The sequence below is a fragment of the Runella sp. R0.1_18 genome (assembly GCF_057652155.1).
In genome coordinates, this window is record NZ_JBYFCK010000034.1 from 18,466 (window position 1) to 42,190 (window position 23,725).

The 23,725-nt window shown below is 44.4% G+C and carries 22 protein-coding genes; 6 read left to right on the forward strand and 16 right to left on the reverse strand.

Annotated features, from left to right (window positions below):
• Both AC23P2_RS29575 and AC23P2_RS29580 read right to left on the reverse strand, forming a co-directional pair.
• The gene (locus AC23P2_RS29575; RefSeq protein WP_487776540.1) at positions 1 to 456 is read right to left on the reverse strand and encodes a hypothetical protein; all 456 of its coding nucleotides are present in this window, start codon (positions 454 to 456) and stop codon (positions 1 to 3) included.
• A 100-nt stretch (positions 457 to 556) separates the two neighbouring features.
• Positions 557 to 1,786: a dicarboxylate/amino acid:cation symporter gene (locus AC23P2_RS29580; protein WP_487776541.1), complete on the reverse strand. Its 1,230-nt coding sequence runs from the start codon at positions 1,784 to 1,786 to the stop codon at positions 557 to 559.
• Between the two features lie 309 nt (positions 1,787 to 2,095).
• Between AC23P2_RS29580 and AC23P2_RS29585 the strand changes: the two genes are divergently transcribed.
• Together AC23P2_RS29585 and AC23P2_RS29590 are read left to right on the forward strand one after the other, a co-directional pair.
• Positions 2,096 to 2,572, forward strand: coding sequence for a LexA family protein (locus AC23P2_RS29585; protein ID WP_487776542.1), 477 nt, complete (start codon positions 2,096 to 2,098; stop codon positions 2,570 to 2,572).
• Positions 2,556 to 3,818, forward strand: a complete 1,263-nt coding sequence (locus tag AC23P2_RS29590; protein ID WP_487776543.1) for a Y-family DNA polymerase — start codon at positions 2,556 to 2,558, stop codon at positions 3,816 to 3,818. The genes AC23P2_RS29585 and AC23P2_RS29590 overlap by 17 nt, the downstream gene beginning before the upstream one ends.
• Positions 3,819 to 3,931: 113 nt before the next feature.
• Here the strand turns inward: AC23P2_RS29590 and AC23P2_RS29595 are convergent, their stop codons facing one another.
• Both AC23P2_RS29595 and AC23P2_RS29600 read right to left on the reverse strand, forming a co-directional pair.
• Complete coding sequence (locus AC23P2_RS29595; protein WP_487776544.1) at positions 3,932 to 4,099, reverse strand: hypothetical protein; 168 nt, start codon at positions 4,097 to 4,099, stop codon at positions 3,932 to 3,934.
• A 469-nt stretch (positions 4,100 to 4,568) separates the two neighbouring features.
• Positions 4,569 to 5,474 carry an RpnC/YadD family protein gene (locus AC23P2_RS29600; protein WP_487776545.1) on the reverse strand — a complete coding sequence of 302 codons (906 nt, stop codon included), beginning with the start codon at positions 5,472 to 5,474 and terminating at the stop codon, positions 4,569 to 4,571.
• A 178-nt stretch (positions 5,475 to 5,652) separates the two neighbouring features.
• Here AC23P2_RS29600 and AC23P2_RS29605 point away from each other — a divergent pair, with 178 nt between their 5' ends.
• From AC23P2_RS29605 to AC23P2_RS29615, 3 genes are read left to right on the forward strand one after another with little or no spacing between them, the layout of a single operon-like run.
• A complete protein-coding gene (locus tag AC23P2_RS29605) occupies positions 5,653 to 7,041 on the forward strand; it encodes a Gfo/Idh/MocA family protein (protein WP_487776546.1) in 1,389 nt (462 codons plus the stop codon).
• Between the two features lie 12 nt (positions 7,042 to 7,053).
• A complete protein-coding gene (locus AC23P2_RS29610; protein ID WP_487776547.1) occupies positions 7,054 to 7,785 on the forward strand; it encodes a glucosamine-6-phosphate deaminase in 732 nt (243 codons plus the stop codon).
• A 19-nt stretch (positions 7,786 to 7,804) separates the two neighbouring features.
• Entirely contained in the window at positions 7,805 to 9,070 is a 1,266-nt protein-coding gene (locus AC23P2_RS29615; protein ID WP_487776548.1) for an alpha/beta hydrolase family protein, read from the forward strand.
• Between the two features lie 127 nt (positions 9,071 to 9,197).
• On the opposite strand, the gene dxs is transcribed toward AC23P2_RS29615, so the two are convergent.
• The 4 genes from dxs to mutL all read right to left on the reverse strand — a co-directional run bounded on the left by dxs (position 9,198) and on the right by mutL (position 14,999).
• Positions 9,198 to 11,129, reverse strand: a complete 1,932-nt coding sequence (gene dxs, locus AC23P2_RS29620; RefSeq protein WP_487776549.1) for a 1-deoxy-D-xylulose-5-phosphate synthase — start codon at positions 11,127 to 11,129, stop codon at positions 9,198 to 9,200.
• 135 nt (positions 11,130 to 11,264) lie between these two features.
• Complete coding sequence (locus AC23P2_RS29625; protein ID WP_472491717.1) at positions 11,265 to 12,182, reverse strand: rhomboid family intramembrane serine protease; 918 nt, start codon at positions 12,180 to 12,182, stop codon at positions 11,265 to 11,267.
• Positions 12,183 to 12,284: 102 nt separating this feature from the next.
• Positions 12,285 to 13,064, reverse strand: coding sequence for a rhomboid family intramembrane serine protease (locus AC23P2_RS29630; protein WP_472491716.1), 780 nt, complete (start codon positions 13,062 to 13,064; stop codon positions 12,285 to 12,287).
• 12 nt (positions 13,065 to 13,076) lie between these two features.
• Positions 13,077 to 14,999: a DNA mismatch repair endonuclease MutL gene (mutL, locus tag AC23P2_RS29635; RefSeq protein ID WP_487776550.1), complete on the reverse strand. Its 1,923-nt coding sequence runs from the start codon at positions 14,997 to 14,999 to the stop codon at positions 13,077 to 13,079.
• A 292-nt stretch (positions 15,000 to 15,291) separates the two neighbouring features.
• Here mutL and AC23P2_RS29640 point away from each other — a divergent pair, with 292 nt between their 5' ends.
• Positions 15,292 to 15,468, forward strand: coding sequence for a hypothetical protein (locus tag AC23P2_RS29640; protein WP_164490095.1), 177 nt, complete (start codon positions 15,292 to 15,294; stop codon positions 15,466 to 15,468).
• Here the strand turns inward: AC23P2_RS29640 and AC23P2_RS29645 are convergent.
• The 8 genes from AC23P2_RS29645 to AC23P2_RS29680 form a co-directional block, all read right to left on the reverse strand.
• Positions 15,463 to 15,768, reverse strand: coding sequence for a DUF6787 family protein (locus tag AC23P2_RS29645; RefSeq protein WP_472491712.1), 306 nt, complete (start codon positions 15,766 to 15,768; stop codon positions 15,463 to 15,465). The two genes, AC23P2_RS29640 and AC23P2_RS29645, sit on opposite strands and share 6 nt — an antisense overlap.
• A gap of 72 nt (positions 15,769 to 15,840) precedes the next feature.
• Positions 15,841 to 16,569, reverse strand: a complete 729-nt coding sequence (locus tag AC23P2_RS29650) for an RluA family pseudouridine synthase (protein WP_472491711.1) — start codon at positions 16,567 to 16,569, stop codon at positions 15,841 to 15,843.
• A 54-nt stretch (positions 16,570 to 16,623) separates the two neighbouring features.
• Complete coding sequence (gene panB / locus AC23P2_RS29655) at positions 16,624 to 17,448, reverse strand: 3-methyl-2-oxobutanoate hydroxymethyltransferase (RefSeq protein ID WP_122932105.1); 825 nt, start codon at positions 17,446 to 17,448, stop codon at positions 16,624 to 16,626.
• Between the two features lie 32 nt (positions 17,449 to 17,480).
• Positions 17,481 to 18,872 carry a murein hydrolase activator EnvC family protein gene (locus AC23P2_RS29660; RefSeq protein WP_487776551.1) on the reverse strand — a complete coding sequence of 464 codons (1,392 nt, stop codon included), beginning with the start codon at positions 18,870 to 18,872 and terminating at the stop codon, positions 17,481 to 17,483.
• A gap of 15 nt (positions 18,873 to 18,887) precedes the next feature.
• Positions 18,888 to 19,742, reverse strand: coding sequence for a lipoprotein insertase outer membrane protein LolB1 (gene lolB1 / locus AC23P2_RS29665; protein WP_487776552.1), 855 nt, complete (start codon positions 19,740 to 19,742; stop codon positions 18,888 to 18,890).
• Positions 19,743 to 19,752: 10 nt separating this feature from the next.
• Positions 19,753 to 21,468: a tetratricopeptide repeat protein gene (locus AC23P2_RS29670; protein WP_487776553.1), complete on the reverse strand. Its 1,716-nt coding sequence runs from the start codon at positions 21,466 to 21,468 to the stop codon at positions 19,753 to 19,755.
• A 134-nt stretch (positions 21,469 to 21,602) separates the two neighbouring features.
• A complete protein-coding gene (locus tag AC23P2_RS29675; RefSeq protein ID WP_487776554.1) occupies positions 21,603 to 22,373 on the reverse strand; it encodes an exodeoxyribonuclease III in 771 nt (256 codons plus the stop codon).
• A 101-nt stretch (positions 22,374 to 22,474) separates the two neighbouring features.
• Positions 22,475 to 23,677, reverse strand: coding sequence for an MFS transporter (locus AC23P2_RS29680; RefSeq protein ID WP_122932110.1), 1,203 nt, complete (start codon positions 23,675 to 23,677; stop codon positions 22,475 to 22,477).
• Between the last annotated feature and the right edge of the window lie 48 nt (positions 23,678 to 23,725).

The following is a 23,725-nucleotide window of genomic DNA, read 5'->3' on the forward strand; positions in this document are numbered from 1 at the left end:
CTAGACGTATTTTTCTCGAACTTGGAACAGTAACCAGCCTCCAATCAGAAACGACAGCGCGAGGCTAATCAAGTTGCTGAATAAGCTTCCTATTCCTGCTAAATTGATAATTCCACTCACCAAGCTCAACAAGAAAAGATAGTACATATAATCCCAACCTTTCTTTTGGCGTTTCATCAGTGGCGAAATAGCCAGCCCTTCTATAAGTACCATAACAGCCAAAATAGCCATCGAAATCCAGTAAACGCCCATGCTACCAAACGAAGCTAGTCCGATGGCAGTAGCACCCGCACCAATACCTAGCACGGCGAGTAGCCCTAAGGCGCCAAAAATAACTCCAATGATGCAGAGGAATGGGGAAATTTTGACCAGAATTTCTTTGACGTTGTCAGGCAGCTGAGGGAATTTAGTAAATACGCCTGCGATTTCGTTTTCGAGGGGAAGTGGTTGTGCCATGGGATTGAAAAGGATAAGGTGATAGATTTTAGGTATAGGAAAAAATTTATCTAACCTACTCCTTTTCAATCAAATAGTCAAGGAGTTAAGCCGCTTTTTATTAGCTTTCGGTATATTCTCCTTCAAGTTTTGAAATAACTGCTGTTGCTACGGCATTTCCAGCGACCGAAGTTGCCGAACGCCCCATGTCTAAGAAGGGGTCAATACCGAGTAGTAGTGCCAACCCTTCGACGGGTAGGTTAAATTGTGCCAACGTCCCCGCAATCACTACCAACGAGGCACGCGGTACACCCGCAATTCCTTTGGAAGTAATCATCAAGGTAAGGAGCATGGCTATTTGTTGCTGAATGGTGAGCGGAATGCCGTATGCTTGGGCAATAAAACCCGTTGCAAAGGTCATGTACATCATCGAGCCATCAAGATTGAAAGAATAACCCAACGGCAAGACAAACCCAATGATACGCTGACTACAACCAAATTTTTCCAAAGCAGTGATTTGTTGCGGCAAAGAAGCCTCTGAACTGGCCGTACTAAAAGTCAAAATCATCGAATCTTTGACGTGCGCCAACAGTTTGAGATACGGGATTTTCATGACAAGACAAATAACCCACAATACCCCGAAAATAAAGAAGAGCAAACCTCCGAAGAAGCATACCATTAGGTAGGCATACGAAATCAAAATGCCGAGTCCTTTCATAGCTACTACACCCGTCATTGCCCCTAAAACGGCAAAAGGAGCCAATTCCATCACGTACCCAACAATTTTAAATACTACCTCCGAAAGGCTTTCAATGGCTTTGATGAGTTTTTTGCCGTGCTCTCCTACAGCGCCCAGAGCAATCCCAAAAAATAGCGAAAACACCACAATTTGGAGGATTTCGTTTTCGGAAAGGGCTTTAAAGAAGCTATCAGGGAAAATATGCAAAATAAAATCTTCGACAGTTTTCATCGACTTGCCCGTCACGCCCGTGTCGGTACCCGCAGCAGGACGAGGCCACTGTTGTACTTCGCCAGGTCGAGTTACATTCACGACCAATAGACCCACGAGTAGGGATAAGATAGTAGCGAAATAAAAATACAACAGGGTTTTGATACCAATACGACCCACGACTTTAAAATCGCCGAGTTTGGCAACTCCCACCGCAAGTGTACAAAACACCAACGGCCCCACAATCATTTTGATCAGTTTGAGGAAGACTTTGCTGAGAATCTGGAATTTCTTGGATATTTCGGCTGCCTGCTCGGCGTCCATCGTGCTGTGTAAAATTTGCCCGATAACTACCCCTAGAACGAAGCCAATGACAATTTTGGTAGTAATGTTTAGTTTCATGAAGTGTTAGATTTTGATGTATAAGTTAGGTTTGCGGATATGATGATTTAGAGATTTTCAAAGGAAGTAAGACACTCAAAGTGCCTACTACGGATGTAGCATTTTGGAAATAGGAAACATAATGATTTCAGGTTTAGGGCAAAAGAAGCCTGTTTGTGGCACAAATTAGGAAAAAAACGAGAGAGAAGGGCATAAAAAGGCTAAAAATCCTATTTTTCACTACTAAACAGCCTGCGGGAAATTGTTGAAATTTTTGACTTACATGAGATTATTCACGTATTTAGCTTTTTCTCTGAACCTTTGAATCGTATGACGCACTCCCTACATTTACCCAACGGCCCCAACGGGCTAGAAATTTACGACATTGAGACTCCCGAGCATTCGGTAATTTTGCCTTATTATAGTTCTAGCGTGCAGGCGGGGTTTCCCTCTCCAGCGGATGATTATGTAGAATTATCGTTGGATTTGCTCAAATTCATGGTCGATAAGCCTCACGCTACTTTTTGCGTGCGAGTAAAGGGAAATAGCATGGAAGGTGCCACCATCGTGGATGGCTCACTGTTGGTAGTTGACCGCTCCAAAACAGTTAAAAACAACGATATTATCATCGCTGTATTGAACGGAGAATATACTGTAAAACGCTTCAGAAAAGAAAAAGGTAACGTATGGCTCATTCCCGAACATCCTGCGTATGAGCAGATATTGGTTAAAGAAGACATGGATTTCCAGATATGGGGAGTAGTGACATTTATTATCAATCAGCCCAATAATGTTCGGCCTTATTGACTGTAACAACTTCTATGTCAGTTGCGAGCGTGTCTTCAACGCGAAGTTAGAAGGGAAACCCGTAGTGGTTTTGAGTAACAATGATGGATGCGTCATTGCTCGCTCTAACGAGGCCAAAGCACTAGGCTTAAAAATGGGTGATTTAGCCTTTGAGAAAGAAGATTTATTCGACAAGCACCAAGTCCAGGTATTTTCTTCTAATTACGCCTTGTACGGCGATATGTCCAACCGAGTCATGACAACCATTGCCCAAATGGTGCCAAGTATCGAAGTATATTCCATCGATGAAGCCTTTGTTGACTTGCGGAATATGCCCTACGAAAACTTGGAAGAACTGGCACAAAACATCCGCCAAACTGTCAAGCAATACACAGGAATTCCCGTAAGTATTGGCGTAGCCCCCACCAAGACGCTGGCAAAAGTAGCCAATCGCTTCTCAAAAAAACGTTCTCCTCAAAAAGGGGTGTACCTGATTGATTCCGATACTGACGCCGAAATTGCACTGGTCAATACGCCAGTAGAGGACATTTGGGGAATTGGGCATCGGTACGCCAAAATGCTCAAGGAAAACAACATCCACCACGGCCTTCAATTGACGCAGGCCAAAGAGGAGTGGATACGCCAAAAAATGCGCGTAGTGGGCGTACGAATGTTCCGAGAGTTGCAAGGCGAGGTGTGTTATAACTTAGAAAACGAGCCCGCGCCCAAAAAAGGCATTTGTGTTTCTCGCTCATTTGGAAAATCGACCACCGACTTCAAAGTGATTACGGAGGCCGTGGCCAATTTTGCCGCCCGAGCAGGAGAAAAACTACGAAAACAAAATAGTTGTGCGCACATCGTCCACGTATTTTTATATACGAATCCGCACCGTTTGGACGAACCCTCTTATTTCAACTCCAAAGTACTCCAATTGCCGACATCAACCGCTTCAAACTTTGAGATAATTCGGTACGCCTTGCGCGGTTTGGAGCTTATCTTTAAACCAGGTTTCATTTACAAAAAAGCGGGGGTGATGATTTCGGGAATTGTACCCGACGATCAGGTACAAGTAAGTTTGTTTGATACCCGAAAGCGGGAAATGGACACCAAAGCGATGAAAGCCTTGGATGGACTGAACAAACGGATGGGTCGCGATACCGTCAAAGTAGCGGTGCAGGGTTTTGGCCGAGATTGGCAACTGCGACAAGAACGAAAATCAAAATGCTACACTACCCGCTGGCAGGAATTGCTGGAGGTGGGAGGGTGAATAGTAAACTTTTTTCTTCTTTTTGTGACCTTAACGACATTGACGGTGTGGATACCAAAAAATATCGCTGCGCGGCGGACTGCTCTGTGTTAAATCTTTCTAATAATTTTTCGTCACTGAGTTTTAGATAATGCTTGAAGAACTAAGCCAAAATAGCCCTGTTGAGAAAGCCAAGAGGCAGCTCCAACCATCGTTTTTTCAGGAAGCAATTCAACTAAAGATTCCAAATCAATAGCCTTATTAATAGCTCCTAAATCGGTACAATTCTTAAAAATGTACAATTTTGAAGAGTTTGCAGAATTAACGTCGAAAAGTGTATGCGGGTCGCCGCTGCGATTGCATCTGTATTTCTGTTTTGTCGTAAAAACAAAATACACAAAAACCCCGAAAATTGCCAATTTTGGTTCTTTTTCGGGGTTAATTTATTTATAAATAAACTGTATATCAACTAGTTAACACTACAAAGGGAAGCCTCGGTAAACCAGCCGTGCAAAAAAGCTGGTTTCAAATAAAAAATTCACTGACTTAGAGTGAATTTTTTGAAAAAGTAATTTCCAAGAGAAACCTTATAGCAAGCCCACAAATAAGCGATTTTTATCATCAAGATGATTATCAGCAAGCTACGTTTGCGGCCACGCCCCACCTACACGAAACCCACCAAGATTTTTCTACTTTCAATCACGAACCAACCCATTCTGATTTTGACGGCCATGATATGGGCTATGGCTTTTAAAGAAAATAGGGAAAGAACTACGATTTTTGAAGTTTGAGGCGCTCTTTTTGCACAAACGTAACTTTTACCCCTGCCAATTCAGCTATTTTAGCATTGTCAAAGTCGGTTTTTGTAAGTAGGTTTTGAACAAAATCAAGGTTTTTTTTCTCAATCCCTTTCAATTCCCCCAGCTTTCTTTCACGGGTCAATACAAACTCTTCAATACCCATAGTTGGTTGTTGTTTATTTGTGAGCGTATCTAATTCCTTGTCAAATTTAGTGATTAAGTCCTTTTTTTCAAAACGCACATACAGTTTTAGAAAATTCATCAAGGCTCGAATCTTATCTTTATCAAATTGCTTACTTAATAGCCGTTTGACCAAATTTACTTTTTGGTCAAATAGCTCATTGTCAGAAATTTTCCCTTTGAGAAGTGCCGTTTTTACTGTCAAAATAACGATAGCAAAAGGATTCTCACTTAGCATTAGCTCGTTTTCATCTTGCTCTATTATTTTAAACGTAGTGTAATCATATAAAAGCTTTGTACCGAGGTAGTTTTGTTCGAAACGTGTGGGATGAAACTGTTTATTTCTGTCGGTAAGAATAGCAAAAGCAGTTATAGGCCGCTGATACTTGTCAAATATACGATAGAAATACGTGAACATTCTTTTGCTAAAGTCCTTGTCAGTTGCCCCTTGTACTTCTATATGAACGAGTATCCACTGCTCATTACCTTCATTGGTGAAGACTTTTACGAGTTTATCTACATATTTTGGGTTAAATTCATCTTGATTAGAAGGAAAAAGCTGCTCTAATTCTTTATCTAAAAAGACAAATCCACGCTCTATATCGAAAATTTTCTCTGCATTGGGCACAAAAAATCGGAGAAAGTCATCAAATACATCCTCTAAAATTGCTTTCCATAAAGCGTCGTCACGTTTCATACTTTAGTTATTTAAAAATAAAGGCTGGTTAAATTTAATAAAAACTTACTTTTTTTCAAGCAAACTTAACATCAACCCCAATAGCCTCTTCGCCGATTTTTGAGTAACACTACAAACGCAACAAAGTAAAAAAGCGCTTTGATTGCCTTGATACTATGACCGTTAACCAATGCCACTCATGAAAAAAAGAGACTTTATCAAACTCGTCGGGCTCGGCGTTACTGGGAGTACATTGCCCCAAGAAGCCACCGCTGCCGAACCTCCACCACTCCCGCTTCCTCCTCGGCAAACGTTCAATATGTGTGGGTACGGAGCGCCCAAAATCAATACGGTGCGGATTGGGTACATTGGTTTAGGAAACCGTGGTTTGGGCGCGCTCGACCGAATTGTATATATTGATAACGTCGAAATCAAAGCGCTGTCGGATATTCGCCCTGAGCGTATTGATTTGGCTAAGAAAAAACTGGTGGGAACGAAGCACGCACCAGAGATGTATGCGGGTAAAGCGGACGACTGGAAAAGACTCTGCGAACGTCCCGACCTTGACCTGATTTATATCTGCACGCCTTGGAGCTTGCACGCACCCATGGCGCTGTATGCCATGGAGCAAGGCAAGCATGTCGCCGTCGAAATCCCAGCGGCTACGACCGTTGATGATTGCTGGAGACTGGTAGAGACGTCGGAACGTACTCGGAAGCATTGTATGATGCTCGAAAACTGCTGCTATGATTTCTTTGAATTGCTGACGCTCAACATGGCGCGCCAAGGGTTCTTTGGCGAAATTGTCCACGTAGAAGGCGCATACATTCACGATATTTTTGACTCCTTTTTTGACAAAGGGAAACGCTACGACCTGTGGCGACTTAAAGAAAACGCCCGTAACGGAAACCTGTACCCTACCCATGGTTTAGGGCCGATTTGTCAAGTATTAGACATCAACCGTGGCGATAAAATGGACTATTTGGTATCGATGTCAAGCAATGATTTTATGTTGGAAGCCAAGGTAAAAGAATTGGCTAAAACCGATGCCACTTTTCAGCCGTTGGCCCATAAAACGTTTCGTGGTAACATGAACACTACGACAATTCGGACTAACAAAGGTAAAACGATTATGTTGCAGCACGATGTAAGCTCGCCGCGTCCGTATTCTCGCATACATCTGGTAAGCGGCACCAAAGCGACCGCACTCAAGTACCCGTTGCCAGGCAAAATTTCGACGGGTCACGACTGGATTTCAGAACAAGAGATGAAGACGTTGGAGGAAAAATACCAACCCACACTTGTCAAAAAAATCGGGGAATTAGCCAAGCAAGTAGGCGGACACGGCGGCATGGACTTTTTGATGGATTGGCGCTTGATTGATTGTCTTCGCAATGGCCTTCCGTTAGACCAAGACGTCTATGATGCTGCTTCCTGGAGTGTCATTGGGCCGTTGAGCGAAAAGTCGGTTGCTAACCGTTCTAATTCCATTGATATTCCTGATTTTACGGCAGGTGCGTGGAAAAACAACCGCCCCGTTGACATTTCCCTTGCCCAAGGAGGCAATACCCCCGTTAAACCCAAATAAAAATAAAACTCAATGATTATCCATATTTCCGAAAATCCCCAAGAACTTGGCCAAGTAGCAGGTGCTGCCGCTGCTGAATATATCCGTAAAGCCCTCGCCGAACGAGACGAAGCCAACGTAATTTTAGCGACGGGTACCAGTCAGTTTGAAACCCTGACGCAATTGCTCAACGAACCCGATATTGACTGGAGCAAAGTGACCATGTTTCACTTAGACGAATACATTGCTTTGCCAGAATCACACCCCGCTAGTTTTCGTAAGTATTTGAAAGAAAGAGTATTGACGAAAGTGACAATGAAAATAAGCCATCTTATCAACGGCGAAACGCAACCCGAAACCGAATGTGAACGATTGGGGCAGCTTATTTTACAACACCCGATTGACGTGGCTTTGGTAGGAATTGGAGAAAATGGACACTTGGCCTTCAATGACCCTCCTGCTGATTTTGATACCGAAAACCCCTACATCGTCGTGAATCTCGACGAAGCTTGCCGCCGTCAACAGTTAGGGGAAGGCTGGTTTGCCACGTTAGATGACGTACCCAAACAAGCGATTAGCATGTCGATTCGTCAAATTATGAAATCGGCGGCCCTTATTTGTTCGGTGCCCGATGAGCGTAAAGCTGAAGCCGTAAAAAACTGCTTGAAAGGCGAAGTGAGTCCGCTTTTCCCAGCTAGTATTTTACAAAACCACCCCAATTGTGGTATGTATTTGGACAAAGCATCGAGCAAGTTTTTATCTTAAAAATAACCATCAACCCCCCATGCCAAACCGTCGTAATTTCCTTAAAGAGAGCAGTGTAGCAAGCATTGGAATGGCGGGGTTGGACGTGCTCAATCCATTATTTAATGATTTTTTATCGCCTTTTTCAACCATGAATGCCAACGATAGTACCGAAAACCTCATTGGGCTGTATGGCCCTTGGGCTGTGTCACTCATTGAAGGAAAACTTCCATCTCTGTCATTTCGACAAAAAGAGTGGAGTGACCTTGACCAATGGCGTAAAATGGCTAAACAGCGCTTAATTGAACGCATGGGTGTTCCTGATATTGGAGGAATGCCTACCGTCACCGTCAAAAAGCAGTACGAGTACGATGGCCTTCACATTGAAGAGTTGACTTGGCGGCTACCCTATGGGCGACCAACCGAAGGTATTTTGCTAAAACCAGCCAAAGCGAAGACTCCTTTGCCCGCTATTTTGGCCTTTCACGACCACGGCGGAAACAAGTATTTTGGCACGAGAAAGATTACCAAAACTTCTGATGAACAACATCCTTTGATGAAAGAACATCAGCAGGAATACTACGAAGGGCTGGCCTGGGCCAACGAAATCGCCAAACGGGGCTACGTAGTACTGGTGTCGGATGCGTTTCCGTTTGCGAGCCGACGCGTATGGATGCAAGACGTCCCCGCGCACCTTCGTCGGGGTTTGAGTGACAACGACCCCGAAAATTCGGAGAATATCCGTAAGTACAACGAATGGGCGGGCGAACACGAGCACGTAATGTCTAAGTCGCTCTTGAGCGCAGGCACGACCTGGGCGGGGGTATTTTATGCCGAAGATAAAAAAGCGTTAGATATTCTTTGTGCTCGTAAGGATGTGGATGCCACGCGGGTAGGCTGTGCGGGATTGTCTGGCGGAGGAATGCGTACGGTGTTTATGGGTGGCTTGGACGAACGCATCCAATGCGCCGTTTGCGTTGGTTTTATGACTACATGGAAAGATTTAGTACTTCACAAATCGTTTACGCACACCTGGATGACCTACGTACCCATTTTGCCCAATGAGCTAGATTTTCCAGAAATTTTGGGGTTACGAGCACCGCTACCAACCATGGTTCTCAACGACATTGACGACGATTTATATACGCTTTCGGAAATGAAACGAGCCGATACGATAGTAAAAGAAGTATATACGAAAGCGGGGAGTGCCGAGCGTTACAAATGCTCGTTTTACCCAGGACCACATAAGTTTGACAAAAAAATGCAAGAAGAAGCGTTTGCCTGGTTTGATAAATGGCTAAAGTAAGGGTCAGACGATAGTCAGACCCTCAATCAAGCGCTGTAGTAAGTCTGACTATCGTCTGAGAGGTTATGAAAAAGCCGTCAGACGATAGTCAGACGGCTTTTTGTTTCTAGTCCGACTATTGTCTAACTTAGGAATAAACAACAATATGTACCATTTCTTTTGCGGTTTTGGCAATGCCCTCAGGGTCAAAACCACACTCACGATGAAGTTCTATTTGTTCGCCGTGCTCCACAATTCGGTCAGGAATACCCAAACGCTTGAGTTTAGCAGTGTAGCCATGGTCAGCCATAAATTCCAACACCGCACTTCCCATTCCTCCTTGTAAGCAACCATCTTCAACGGTAATCACTTTGTCGAATTTCTGGAACACCTCGTGCAACAATTCTTCGTCCAGTGGCTTTACAAAACGCAAGTCGTAGTGAGCAGCGCTTATGCCTGCGTTTTCGAGCAATTGGCAGCTTTTCACGGCATAGTTTCCGATGTGACCAATGGTCAGAATCGCCACATCTTCTCCGTCTTTTATTTTTCTTCCTTTGCCAATTTCCAGCTTTTCAAACGGGGTGCGCCACTGCGGCATCATACCTTCGCCACGTGGGTAGCGAATCGTAAAAGCTTGTTTTCCGCTTTGAGTTTCGTCGAGCTGTGCCGTGTACATCATGTTGCGAAGCTCCTGCTCATTCATCGGTGAGGCCACAATCATGTTAGGGATACAACGCATGTAAGCAATGTCGTACGCGCCGTGGTGCGTAGGGCCATCGGCACCAGCAAAACCTGCACGGTCGAGACAAAACACCACTGGAAGCTCTTGAATACACACGTCATGCACCACTTGGTCGTAGGCACGCTGCATAAACGTACTGTAAATGTTGCAGAACACCACCGAGCCTTGCGTAGCCATTCCTGCCGAGAACGTAACTGCGTGCTGTTCGGCAATGCCTACGTCGAAGGCACGTTCAGGCATGGCTTTCATCAACAAGTTCATTGATGAACCCGAAGGCATGGCGGGAGTAACACCTACCACTTTGGGATTTTGCTCAGCCAATTCCACCAACGTATGACCGAATACCTCTTGGTACTTCGGCGGCTGTGGTGTATCGGGGATTTTTTTGAAAATCTCTCCCGTTATTTTATCAAATTTTCCAGGGGCGTGCCATTTGGTCTGGTCTTTTTCAGCTGGCGCAAAACCTTTTCCTTTGACCGTGACGCAGTGCAACAGTTTGGGACCAGGAATATCTTTAAGATCATTGAGAACGTGTACAAGATGGTCAACATCATGCCCGTCGATAGGGCCAAAATAACGTAAATTGAGCGACTCAAATAAGTTGCTTTGACGTAATAAGGTGGCCTTGAGGCCATCTTCTACCCTTGAGACAATCTCCCGCGCACTTTTGCCAAATTGACTCATTTTGCCTAACAAGTTCCACACTTCCTCTTTTACGCGGTTATACGTATGGGAAGTGGTGATGTCAGTCAAATATTCCTTCAATGCCCCAACGTTGGGGTCTATACTCATGCAATTATCGTTAAGGATAATGAGCAAATTTGTATCTGCTAGTCCTCCTGCGTGGTTCATTGCTTCAAACGCCATACCGCCCGTCATGGCACCGTCGCCGATTACCGCAATCGAATGTTGGTTTTTGAGACCTTTTAGTTGAGCCCCTACCGCCATACCCAATGCTCCAGAGATAGACGTAGAAGAGTGTCCAACGCCAAAAGCATCATACGGACTTTCTTTACGTTTCGGAAATCCTGAAATTCCACCGTAGAGTCGATTGGTATGAAATACATCCCGACGTCCCGTCAAGATTTTATGACCATAGGCTTGGTGACCTACGTCCCATATAAGCTGGTCGGTAGGTGTGTTAAACACATAGTGTAGCGCAACAGTCAGTTCTACTACACCCAGACTCGCGCCAAAATGTCCTCCATACACCGAAACTAAATCAATGATATACTGCCGAAGTTCTTGAGAAACTTGGGGGAGGTCTGCTGAGTCAAATTTCCGCAAGTCATCGGGCGTGTTGATTTGCGAAAGTAATTTACCGGGAGTTATGAGCATCGTTTAACGGCTTGAAACTAAACGTAGAAATATAACTTGCTTGCTGATAAAAGTGTTTTGCAAAGTTATGAAAAATGCCAATCGCTACCCACACTTTGTGCGGCGCATTGGCGGTAAAGCAATATACGCAATGGCTTATTGTTGGCTTGCTTTGTAGAGTTTTTGCTTCTCTTCTCGGGTGAGGCTTTCGTAGCCAGATTTTGAAATTTTATCCAGAATTGCGTCAATTTCGTCCTGATTAGGGATTATTACCGAAGCATTCTCACTTTTTTGACTAAAATGACGAGCGGTAGTGGAGGTGGTGGCACGCGCTCGCTGAGGCACTTGAATGCGTGGTTTTGAGGTAAAAATTTTCTGAAAAAATTCTCCAATATTGTAGATAGGTTTTCCCCAATCGTACCCATTTTGGAGTGATTTAATAAATCCAAACCCAACCATCGCTCCTGCCAAGTGGGCCAAATTCCCGCCTGCATTGGGGCCTACCAACTGTGCCATCGTGATGATAATACACAGGGCGGCAATGTATTTGAGACGAACGGGGCCAATGAGAAAGACAAAGAAAGTATGCTCGGGTAGTAACGTAGCGGCCCCCAAAATCACGGCAAACACCGCGCCCGAAGCCCCGATTAAACTGGTGTTAGCAAGCTCTGGTTGGAAATAGGGCACCAGGTTATACATGGTCAAAAACAGGATACCTCCCGCCAAGCCACCTAGTAAAAAAATCGCAATCAAACGTCGGCTACCGAGGTATTCTTCCAATACTTGCCCAAACCAGTAGAGCGAGAGCATATTAAAGAAAACATGAAAAGGGCCTTGATGAACAAAAAAATTGGTCAAAAGCGTCCAAGGCTTGTATAAAAAAGCACCGAAGCTCGCAGGTAAACTAAGCTGATCCATTACCCACTGGTAATAATGGGGGTATTGAGCAATCGTGAAGACGATGTACAAAATGATAATCGCCACAAAGACGATGACATTGGTCAAAATAAGTTTGATGACCGCGTTGTTCGTCTTTGAAAATTCGCCTCTAACATCATCAAAAATGCTGCTCATCGCTCTCTTCTGTTCAAATAGGTGTTACAAAATAACCCGTTTATTGTCAAACAAGTTTTGATTTGTGACTGAAAATTAGAGAAAAAGATACAAAAAGTCAAATTAATACATTCGTCTAATTTTCCAGATTTTCAATAGTATATACGCAAAAATCATGCCTCCGAGGTGTGCAAAGTGAGCAACACCCGAATCTTGGATGTTAATTCCTGCATAAAGTTCGTACAAGGCGTAAAAAGTAACAAAATATTTGGCTTTAATAGGAACAGGAAAAAACAACAACATCATTTCCATGTTTGGGAAAATGAGTCCAAAAGCGGCAATGATACCAAAGATAGCACCCGATGCTCCTAGCATTGGGATATTGATTCGGTTGTCAATGGTACTTTTTACAAAAGCAATACTGTCGTTGATGTACGAAATATTCTTAGGCTGATCTTCAAAACTATTGAGAAAATCAAGGGCGGAGTGCTTCACATTGGGTGCAAAACGAGTCAAAAAATCCAAGAATGCTTCGGGAGAAGGATATTGGCTGTACAAATCCACCGCTTGTTTTAACTCATACATCTCATAAAAATTAATCGCTGAGTAAAGAAAACCTGCGCCAATACCCGTAATAAAGTAAAATATCACAAAGCGTTTGGGGCCAAGAACGTGTTGTTCGAGCAAAGGGCCAAAGAAAAACAACCCAAGCATGTTGCTAAACAAATGCCCTACGTTTCCGTGCAAAAACATGTACGTGACAAATTGGTGCGGCTTAAAACTAGGCCCAGTGACGGGGTAAAGCGCAAACAAATTCTCAATGAGGGGATTAAGACTTTGTAAGAAATAAATGAGTACGTTTAGAATAAGTAAATTTCTAACAGTAGGGGTGATGTTAAACATGGCTTTCTGGGCTTATTTTAATAAATTAGCTATTTTATCTAATGCCAAAATGGAGAAAATCGGTTCACCAGTTGGGGTGTAATTAGGATTAGAGGAGACAAAAAGTTGGTTGATAAGTCGTTCCATTTCATCAGAAGAAAGGCGAATCAAATGCCGCGATGCAAAACGTTTGGCCAAACTTCGAGCGGTTGTTTCGGCTCGATTAAGTTGAAGGTCGGCATAGCTTTGGCGGAGTTGTTCGGTCAGTTCTTCAAAAATCTTTTGCGCATCTTCGGCAGGAAAATCGGTTGGCATACTTCTCACCACAAGCGTATCGGGACCTAAGGAGTCAAAATCAAACCCAAGGGCCAAAATTTCGTCACGCATTTCGAGGACAAGCGGCACGTCGGCCAGCGGTAACCGAACCGTAATCGGAAACAAAAGTTGTTGCGAAACGGCGGTTTGCGATTCTAGTTGTTTCAAATAGCGGTCATAAAGTACCCGCTCGTAAGCCGCGCGCTGGTCGATAAGCATCATGCCCGATTTGACCGATGACACAATGTAACGATTCTGGATTTGAACGGCCAAACGACGATTTTGGAGTTCTTCGTCTTCTTTGATTTGGACGTCGTTGGCGCGGCTGCCCAGCGTTGGACTTGGCGCGGAGGGTGCCATTGGGATAAACTCGTCTTCTTCTCCCAAATCGAGCGTGGCCTGAACAGGCGTGGTGTCTGTTTTCTGAAACCCTTCAAACAATTTATCCCAATTGGCTAGGTTTGACTCTTCCCTCGGAGTTTTGCTCGGAGGTGAGTAAGAAGAAGCGAAAGAATTACCACTGTTATCACTACCTAAGCTTGGATTACTCTCTCGGGAAGAGGGCATAGACAGCGGCTTGATGGGAGTAGAACGCGATGGCAACGGACTCAAGAAGTTGACATTTGAGTCAAAATCAATTGAATGAGAAAGGTGGTTGACGCTGATTGCTTTTCGGACGGCGGCCATCAACAGGGCATAGACCGAGCGCTCATCGTCAAATTTTATTTCGGTTTTGGTTGGGTGAATGTTGATGTCAATGTGCGATGGGTCGAGGTCGAGGTGAAGTACATAAAACGGATGGCTTCCCTCGTTGATGGTACCTTCGTAAGCCGATAACACCGCATGGTGCAAATAATTATGTTTTACATATCGGTCGTTGACAAAAAAGAACTGCTCGCCCCGAGTTTTGCGGGCAAACTCAGGTTTCCCGATGTAGCCTTTTACGGTTACAAAAGGGGTTTCTTCTTGGCAATTAATGATATTCTCGCGGTAGTTTTTTCCAAACATATCCACGATACGGCGGCTAATTTTACCCGAATACAAGTTGTAAATCTCGGTATCGTTGTGGTAGAGCGACAAGCTTACTTCGGGGTGAGCAAGGGAAACACGCTGAAACTCGTCGAGGATATGACGCATTTCTACCGAGTTTGTTTTGAGAAAGTTGCGACGAGCAGGTACGTTGAAAAATAGGTTTTTTACCAAAATGTTCGTCCCTGGCAAACATGCCACCGACTCTTGCGATTTTAAGTCAGACCCTTCGATACGAAGCAGTACCCCTACTTCGTCGGCCGCACGGCGTGTACGCATTTCTACTTGAGCCACCGCCGCAATAGACGCCAACGCTTCTCCGCGAAACCCCATCGTCCGAATACGGAACAGGTCGTCGGCTGTGCGAATCTTGGAGGTTGCATGTCGTTCAAAACTCATGCGGGCGTCGGTTTCAGACATGCCAACACCATCGTCGATGATTTGAATGAGCGTACGGCCCGCATCACGAATAATTACCTGTATATTTTTAGCCTGTGCATCGATGGCATTTTCCAACAATTCTTTTACCACAGAAGCAGGCCGTTGAACTACCTCCCCCGCAGCAATTTGGTTGGCAATGGCATCAGGAAGCAGGCGAATTATATCTTGCATATCGAGCGTTGGCTTTCAAGAATAGATAACAAAATAACACAGGAAAAACGTTTATCAGATGCCATTTTGTTGAAAAAAAATATATCCTAAAAACAAATCGAAAAAAAAATGGTTTTTATCATTAAAAAAACAAATATTTGAACTTTGCATAGACAGTAACCTGTGAGCTGACCGTACTTTAACAAAAAAACACCCCGTAAAAAAAGTTTGGCACGCTGTTTGTGAGAGGGCTTAAATAGACGCCTAATGACCTCTACGTTAAACAGTTGTTAAACATTAATAACCCTTCGAAATGAAAAAGCCTAACCTACACTTAGTTTTTCAATGGCTTATTTTTCTGCCAGTTATCTTGCCTTTGTGCATTGTGTTTGGAGCTATCCAAGGAGTAGTCAACACGGTTGAACAAATGGCCCACCAAATGTGGACTGATGTATCGACCACTGATAAAGTTGAAACGTCCGATTTATGATTTTTTTTGAGAAAATAAGCTCCCAATCCGTTGGAACATTTTCTTCTCGAATTGTAAAAAAAATAGATACTGACCGAATACCCAGCCGTATATCAATAAGATAATTTGGTATAAAGGCAGAATAACAAAAATGTTGAAGCACCAGACCGCCCATGTTGCTTCAATCCCTAACCATTTGACCATCCAACGCTTGGTGTACATGACCGTAAAGCCAGTACACGCAAATACAAGCAGGATGACCAATACTTGCCATCCACTTTTTACGTTCCACCGTTTCTTTAGTTTGTCTATCCAATTCATTGAACGCCCATTTATTGGGTGATGGAGGGTTGTGACTTGTTTTTGTTTTTTTGGAAAAAATAGCCAAAGAGGCTACTCGTACAAAAACGGTAGGTGCTCAAGGCCAATTTCCTCGGGGTCAAGTGATAAAAACTCTTCCCAAAATGGATCATTGGGCAGAGCAGCTCGGCAAAGAATCGACTCCTTTTTGACGGGATGAACAAAAAACAACCGACGGGCATGTAGGTTGATACTACCGTCGTTGTTGGCGCGGGCATATCCGTATTTCAAATCCCCACGAATCGGACATCCAATTGCGGCTAATTGTACCCTGATTTGGTGTGGGCGGCCTGTGATGGGCGTTACTTCCAACAAAAAGTGCTTATTGATTTCACCCAAAACACGGTAATGAAGCTCGGCTTTTTGCGCATTGGGTACGGGCATGTCGTGGGCTGTGACAAAATTCTTGGCTTCGTCTTTCACCAACCAATTGGTCAATTTATCTTGGTTTTTGGGAGGACGACGACGAACTACGGCCCAGTAGGTTTTTTGAACTTCGCGCTTGCGGAAAATCTCGTTCATGCGCTCAAGCCCTTTGGAAGTGCGCGCAAAAACAACTAGTCCGCTCACGGGACGGTCGAGGCGATGAACTGTTCCTAAAAATACTTCACCAGGTTTTTCGTACTTTTCCTTGATGTAGTCTTTTACTAATTCCAATAGAGGTATATCGCCCGTGGCGTCGCCTTGGACAAGAATCCCTGGGGCTTTGTTGACAACAATGAGGTGGTTGTCTTCGTATATGACGTGAAATGGCTTTGCCATTGAGATAAAGCGTTTGTGTTAATTAACGGTAACGGATACGAGCGGGGGATAGTTTCAATACGATTCCTTTTCGTTAGGGAAATCGTTGGATTTGACGTCCTTCACGTAGTTCTGAACGGCGTCGGTCATGATACCGTGCAAATCGGCGTAACGACGTAAAAAGCGTGGTTTAAACTCCTTTGTAATCCCCAGCAAATCGTGCAAAACGAGGATTTGGCCGTCGGCATGAGGCCCTGCTCCAATCCCGATGGTCGGGATACTCACGCTTTGCGACACTTTTTGAGTCAGCGACGCGGGGATTTTCTCCAACACCATGCCAAAACACCCAATTTCGTCAAGCATTTGGGCATCTTGCAAAAGCTTTTCGGCTTCGGCCTCTTCTTTTGCTCTTACCGTATAGGTACCAAATTTATAAATAGACTGCGGTGTAAGTCCCAAATGCCCCATCACAGGCACACCCGCACTGAGGATACGGGTAATAGAATCTTTGATTTCGATGCCTCCTTCCACCTTGACGGCATGGGCACCCGACTCTTTCATAATCCGAATGGCAGAGTCAAGCGCGGCACGTGAATTCCCTTGGTACGAACCAAAAGGCAAATCGACGACCACAAAAGCGCGTTTTACGGCCCTAACTACGGCTTGGGCGTGGTAAATCATTTGGTCGAGGGTAATCGGCAGGGTCGTTTCGTGGCCTGCGATGACATTGGAGGCTGAGTCGCCCACCAAAATAATATCAATACCAGCAGCATCAACGATGCGAGCCATCGAATAATCGTACGCAGTAAGGGCCGAGATTTTCTCGCCTCGGTGCTTCATTTCTTGAATGATGTGGGTCGTTATTCGTTTTACTTCGACAGAAGATAACTGTGTTGACATAGCAAATTATTATACGATTTTTGGGAGTACTACTAACGAGGACGAAGCCACGGTTCGGGGTTGAGGCGATTGGCTTTGTTGTTATTTAATTTCCAAATCTGAAAGTTAACTTCTGAAATTCCTTCACCATCCGTAGCAACGACCCCAATAACGTCACGCGCTTTTAAACGCTGCCCAGGTTGAACGTTGACGCTTTTGAGTTTTGCATAAACGGTGTAAAAGTCGCCGTGCTGAACCAGCACCACGTTTTTCATCAAATATTGGTTCTCGATTCCTAAAACGACCCCATCAAATACGGATTTAACGGTCTCACCTGCTTTTGTTTGAATGTCGATTCCGTGGTTTTCTTGGTTAACATTTTTCATTACTTCTTTGGTCCCAAAACCATCAGAAATGAACCCTGGTACAGGCCAAGGTAAACGGCCACGGTTGGCTGCAAAAGAGGAAGCAAGTTTTACTTCTGCTTCATTCATCCCGCTTTCATTCACTTCTTCGACTTCTCTTTCTTTTTTCGGCTCAGGTTTGCTTTCTGGTTCGGCTTTGGCTACCTCGTTGTTTTCTCGGGGTTTTTCAGAAGGTTTGTTCCGAGCGGCTTCTCGTTCGGCCCGTTCGCGCTCAGCGCGTTCGGCTTTTTCGCGGTTGGCTCGTTCGCGAGCAGCAACACGGGCTCGCTCGCGGCGTTCTTCGATTTCGCGTTGAATGATGCGGGTTAAGGCATTTTCAAGTTGTTTGTTGGCTTTCCGCACTTCCGATACTTCGGCAATAATTTCTTTTTCGCGGCCGCTCAATTCTTTTACAACTTTGTCTTGTTCGCCTTTTAATTGTTCCAAATTTTTCCCTTCCGCAATCTTGGATTGGAGGGCGTTTTCTTGGTCTTTCTTTTTGTTAGAAATGCTCGTTGATTTAGAAATCATCAACGCTTGCACTTTTTTCATTTCACTGACCTGCTTTTCCCGCTCGTCCGTGTATTGTTTTAAGTATTTATAACGAATCAAAAACTGATTAAAAGTAGGTGCCGAAAACAAGAAACTAAGTTCACTAAGACTATTATTGCGTTTGGCAGCGTTATAAATCATCTTTGCATACTCTTCGCGAAGTTTTGAGAGGTCTTTATCAAGTTCCAATTTTGCTTTTTGCAACTCGCTCAACTCATTGTCCATTAATTTGAGGTCTTCGTTGATGAGTTCCACCTTGCGATTTTGGGCGTTGATTTGCTGCTTGATGGCCTTGAGCTGCCCCAAACTAGCACGTTTTTGCTCCGTTGTTTTTTTCAATACCCCCTGAAGTTCTTGCAAGCGTTCGAGGTTTTCGCGTTTTTCTTTCTCTAATTGTTGACGACTTTTTTGGGCAAATCCCTGAAGACTTGCTGTGAGTAACCCAACAATCAAGAAAGAAACAAAGCGTATTCGATAAATGGCATTCATACAGTAATTTTAGTGTTAGTTTCGTTCGTATTTGGCAGGAATACTGAACGGAAAGCTCAAGGGTTTTTCGCTCAACTCAACTTTTTGGTGTTTGATCCGAAACACCGTTTGGTAGCGTTGTTGGTCTTTTTTTGACTCGTAATCCAACTCAATCAAGCTGGTGTAAGGAAATAAGTAATTGTTGAGCTGGGTAAAATCTTCGTAGTCGAGCGTCAGTGAGTTTTTGGTGGGCTGCTCAGTTACCAACAGCTTTTTCAAGCGGCGATTTTGTTCACCAATGTAATTTTCAAGGGAAATTTTACCTTCGTCTTGGCGAAGCATAAAATAGTCTTTTTCTTTTTTGAAGCGCTGCCCTGGTTTCTTCGGAATGGGCATATTCCCCACTAAAATCGACTGAATGAGGTCAAAACTTAGCTGAAAATTAAACTGCTGACTCAGTCCTGCGAAATCGTATAAGTACACTTTTTTGTTATAACGATCCACAATTTTGATGGAGTCTTTGGTAATGATTCCCCGCACCACTTCGATAGGACCCTTGGAAATCTGTAACCACAGCAAACTGTCCTTACGCATCCGCATGGTCACGCTGGCATCATCAATTTCTTGGTCTTTGCTTTTAAACGATATTTTCGACTTGGCACTTAAATACCGAAAATCAACATTTTCGATGCTGACTTTAATGTCTTCAGGTTCAACGGTTGGCTTAACGGCTACTGCGGTATCCTTCTTAGGTTGAACGATGGTATCTACTTTTACGACAGCAATGCTGTCGGTGGGGACACTTTGCTGGCTTTTTTGTCGTTGGCGATGGCACGACGACAAGCCTGCAAAGAGCGTAATTCCCACAAAAAACAACCAATTGAGCTTCATTCCTTTGTTTTTATTCTATCAACTGTCCTGTTGCAATTTTTTTATCTATTTGTTGGCTGTTTTCTCCCATACTTTTGGCCTTTTTCCATTGTTCCACGGCCTTTTCTTTTTCCCCGAGTTGGTACAATACGTCCCCATAATGCTCTACAATGGTACCGCTTACCTTGTTGTTGCTTTCAATGGCTTTTTCGAGGTAAATACGGGCATTTTTGTAATCTTTCATCACGTAGAGTACCCAAGCATAGGTATCTAAGTAGGTTGCATTGGTGGGATGACGCTCCACTACGCTTGCGGCCATTTCTTTGGCGCGCCCGAGCTTATCTTTACGAAGCGATAAGAAATAGCTGTAATTATTGAGTACGTGGTCGTTTTTAGGGTCAATTTTTAGGGCAGCTTCGTACGAATCATCCGATTTGGCGTACTCGCTAAGTCCGTGGTAAGCATCTCCAAGTTGGGCCAAAATAGCGCCTTGCAAATCTTTGTTTTCGCTCGTCAATTTTTGCGCTTCTTCGAGGGCATCCACAGCCTGTTGGTAGTGTTTTTTTACAAGATGTGCCGAGCCGTTGGAATACCAAAAAAGCCCTTGGTTCGGAAACGTTTCAATGGCTTGTTCCGAATGGGCAATGAGGCTGTCCAGTTGATTCAAATCACTATCAAGTTGCAATACAGCTCCCCACACTTCATACATTGATGGGTTGATACGGGCGGCTTTCATGTAAGCATCACGTGCTTCTGCCTTGCGGTCAGCTTTGGCGAGGAGGTCGGCATACACCACATAAGCCCGCATGTCTTTGGGATGGGCCTTGACGATTTCGGCGGCACGGTTGAGCACTTCTTGGCGTGTAGCCTCGTCTTTGGCTTCCCGCAACAGTCCCACCAACGCCTGCATTTTGGTGTCGATGTCGGCATTGGGGTTGTTAAACATCTGCCCCATTTGCTGGTCAGCAGCCTTATTATCCCCATTTTGTCTAAAAAGTTCCGCCAGCATGATGCGGGCATCGCCTTGGTCGGGGTTGATTTTGAGGGCTTTTTCGAGTTGTTCTTGTGCCTCTTTGGGGCGTTTACCCATGATAAGCAACTGCGCCAATTCTACCACATATTGTGCTTCAGTAGGCTCGGCATTGATGAGTTTATTGGCTTCGTCAATGGCTTTGTTGGGCTTATCTAATTTGAGATAAATCCGTTGCTTTTGGTGAATAAGGTCTTCATCAATACCCAGCGATTTTTCCACTTCGTCGTACGCTTTGAGGGCTTCTTCGTACTTTTCATCCAAAATATACACCGCCGCAAGCTCAAGTCCATATTCGGCATTTTCAGTATCTTTTCGGATAATGTCTTTGTACAGTTCTGCAGCCTTGCTGTATTTGCGTTGTTGGCTGTAAATTTCGGCTAACTGTATGGTATAAAACGTATTATCTGGTGAAAGTTGGGTTGCTTTTTGGGCATAAATAGCGGCTTCATCCAAGCGTTCACGTTTGAGAAGAACACGCGCCAACTCGTAGTTAATGGCAGGGATGTTAGGGCTCATTTTGAGGGCAGTCCGAAGCACACTATCAGCCCGCTGGTATTCCTCCATCGTAGCGTATTTCATGCCGTCGGCAAGCAAAGATTCTAACTCATATCTTTGCGATTTTTGGGCGTCGGTTTCACCGACAGGTTTATTTTTTTGAGCCATCACAAATTGGCTCAAAAAAAGGACGACCCAGAGAAGGGATGGATTTTTCATTGATTAAGAGAATCTCGTTGGCTGGTGCTGTTTAAGGCTCAATCTATCATAAAAAACGAGATAAACGAAGCAAAATTGGAAGAATTTAGCCGTTTTACCAAAATTTATGAAAAACCTACCCCAAAATAGGTGTTTTAAGGGTAAGCGATTTCAAGCCAGACAGGGCAATGGTCGGAGTGTACTGCATCGGCCAATTGGCGACAAGCTACGATTTTGTCTTTGAGGTCGCTACTAATTGACTGATAATCAATGCGCCACCCTTTGTTGTTGCCCCGTGCTCCTGCCCGATAACTCCACCAACTGTATTCTACCAAGTCGGGGTTGGCATAGCGGAAAGCATCCGTAAAACCACTTTCAAACCATTTGGTCATCCAAGCACGCTCTTCGGGCAAAAATCCTGTGGTGTTTTTGTTACGAACGGGGTCGTGAATGTCGATTTCTTGGTGGGCAATGTTATAATCCCCCACAATGACTAGGTGCTGACCTGTCTGGCGAAGTGCATGAATCCACTCGTAAAAATCCTCTAAAAAACGCATTTTGACATCTTGCCGCTCATCGCCGCTTGTTCCTGAAGGAAAATAAGCATTAATGACGGTCAAACCGCCAAAATCAGCCCGAATGACACGTCCTTCGTAATCGTACAACTCCATTCCGCAGCCATGTACACAGCGGTCGGCGGGAGTTTTGGCAAAAATAGCCACTCCGCTGTAGCCTTTTTTTTGGGCGGCGTTCCAGCCTACCAGCTGATAACCAAGGGCTTCGAACTCAAGCAAACTCACTTGGTCGAGGGTAGCTTTTACTTCTTGAAAACAAAGAATGTCAAAAGGTTTGTCGGCGAGCCATTCGACAAGGCCATTGCGCATGGCAGCTCGAATGCCATTGACGTTGTAGGTAAGAATTTGCATAGCAGGGATAAAAATTGGTCGCAAATATAAAGAGCGCACCTCAACGAGATGCGCTCTTTAGTAGATTCTTTTGGGGAAGTGAGCCGCCCCTCGTCGTTTATTTAGTGAGTGATGGCTGCTTTTTTGTCGGTTTTGTCACTAAAGAAAATCAAGAACAAAACAAGTACTCCTGCTGCAATCCCTGCGGGAACTGTCCAGACACTCAGCCAGTTGGTGATATTTTCGGCGTTAGTGTTGTTGGCAAGCACTTGTCCACCCAACCAAGAGCCAATCCCCATCCCGATGCCGTACGTTGCCAAGGTGATAAGCCCCTGCGCCTGCGATTTGATACGCTCACCTGCTTTGGTATCGGTATAAATTTGCCCCGTCACAAAGAAAAAGTCGAAACAAACGCCATGGAGTAAAATAGCGGCATACAGCATCCATTCGCTGGTTGAAGCATCGCCATAGCCAAAGCAAAGGAAGCGAATAATCCAAGAAATAAGTCCAACGGCAAGCATCCATTTTACGCCCAAACGGCTAAATGCTAACGGAATAAGCAACATAAAGCCTACTTCCGATACTTGACCAAGTGACATTTTGTTTTCAACAAACTCCATGCCCGATGCCCGCAACGAGGGGTTAGCAAATGCGTAGTAGAACGACAACGGAATGCAAATCGCTACGGAAGAGATAAAGAAAATCGTAAATGAACGGTCTTTGAACAATGAAAAGGCATCGGCGCCGATGATTTGACCAATGTTAACGGGTCCCGTAGCACGTGGTGGGGTGTTGGGAAGCGTAAAGGCCAATAGACCAAGCACCAACGACGTTCCCATCGAAATTTGGAAAATAGTGGCTTTATCGCCCACGTTCAAGAAACCAATGAGGTTGGTAACAGCAATCCAAGCCACGGTTCCCATCACCCGAATGGTAGGAAAATCTCGCTCGGGCGATTCGATTTGACGCATCGAAATGGACGTCGTAAGCGCAATGCAGGGCGCAAAGCACAAGCAGTACAATAAAATATACCAGAAAAAATTACTAGCATCGGTGACTTGCGAAAGCACAAATAGCAACCCAGCGCCGATAAGGTTGAGCACACCGAGTACTTTTTGAGCCGCAAAATATCGGTCGGCTACAGCACCAATAAAAGGCGAAATAATCATAGCAATAGAGAAGGCCGTATAGGCATTCCCGATTTGGTCGCCCGTGGCATTGAGCTGTTTACCAAGATAAACGCTCATTTGTCCGTACCAAGATCCCCACGTAAAGAATTGGAGGAACATCATGAGCATCAGTTGTATCCGAACCGAAGATTTCATAGTTAGTTTTTTAGGGTTTTAATGTTGAAGTGGCGAAAATGGTGCTTT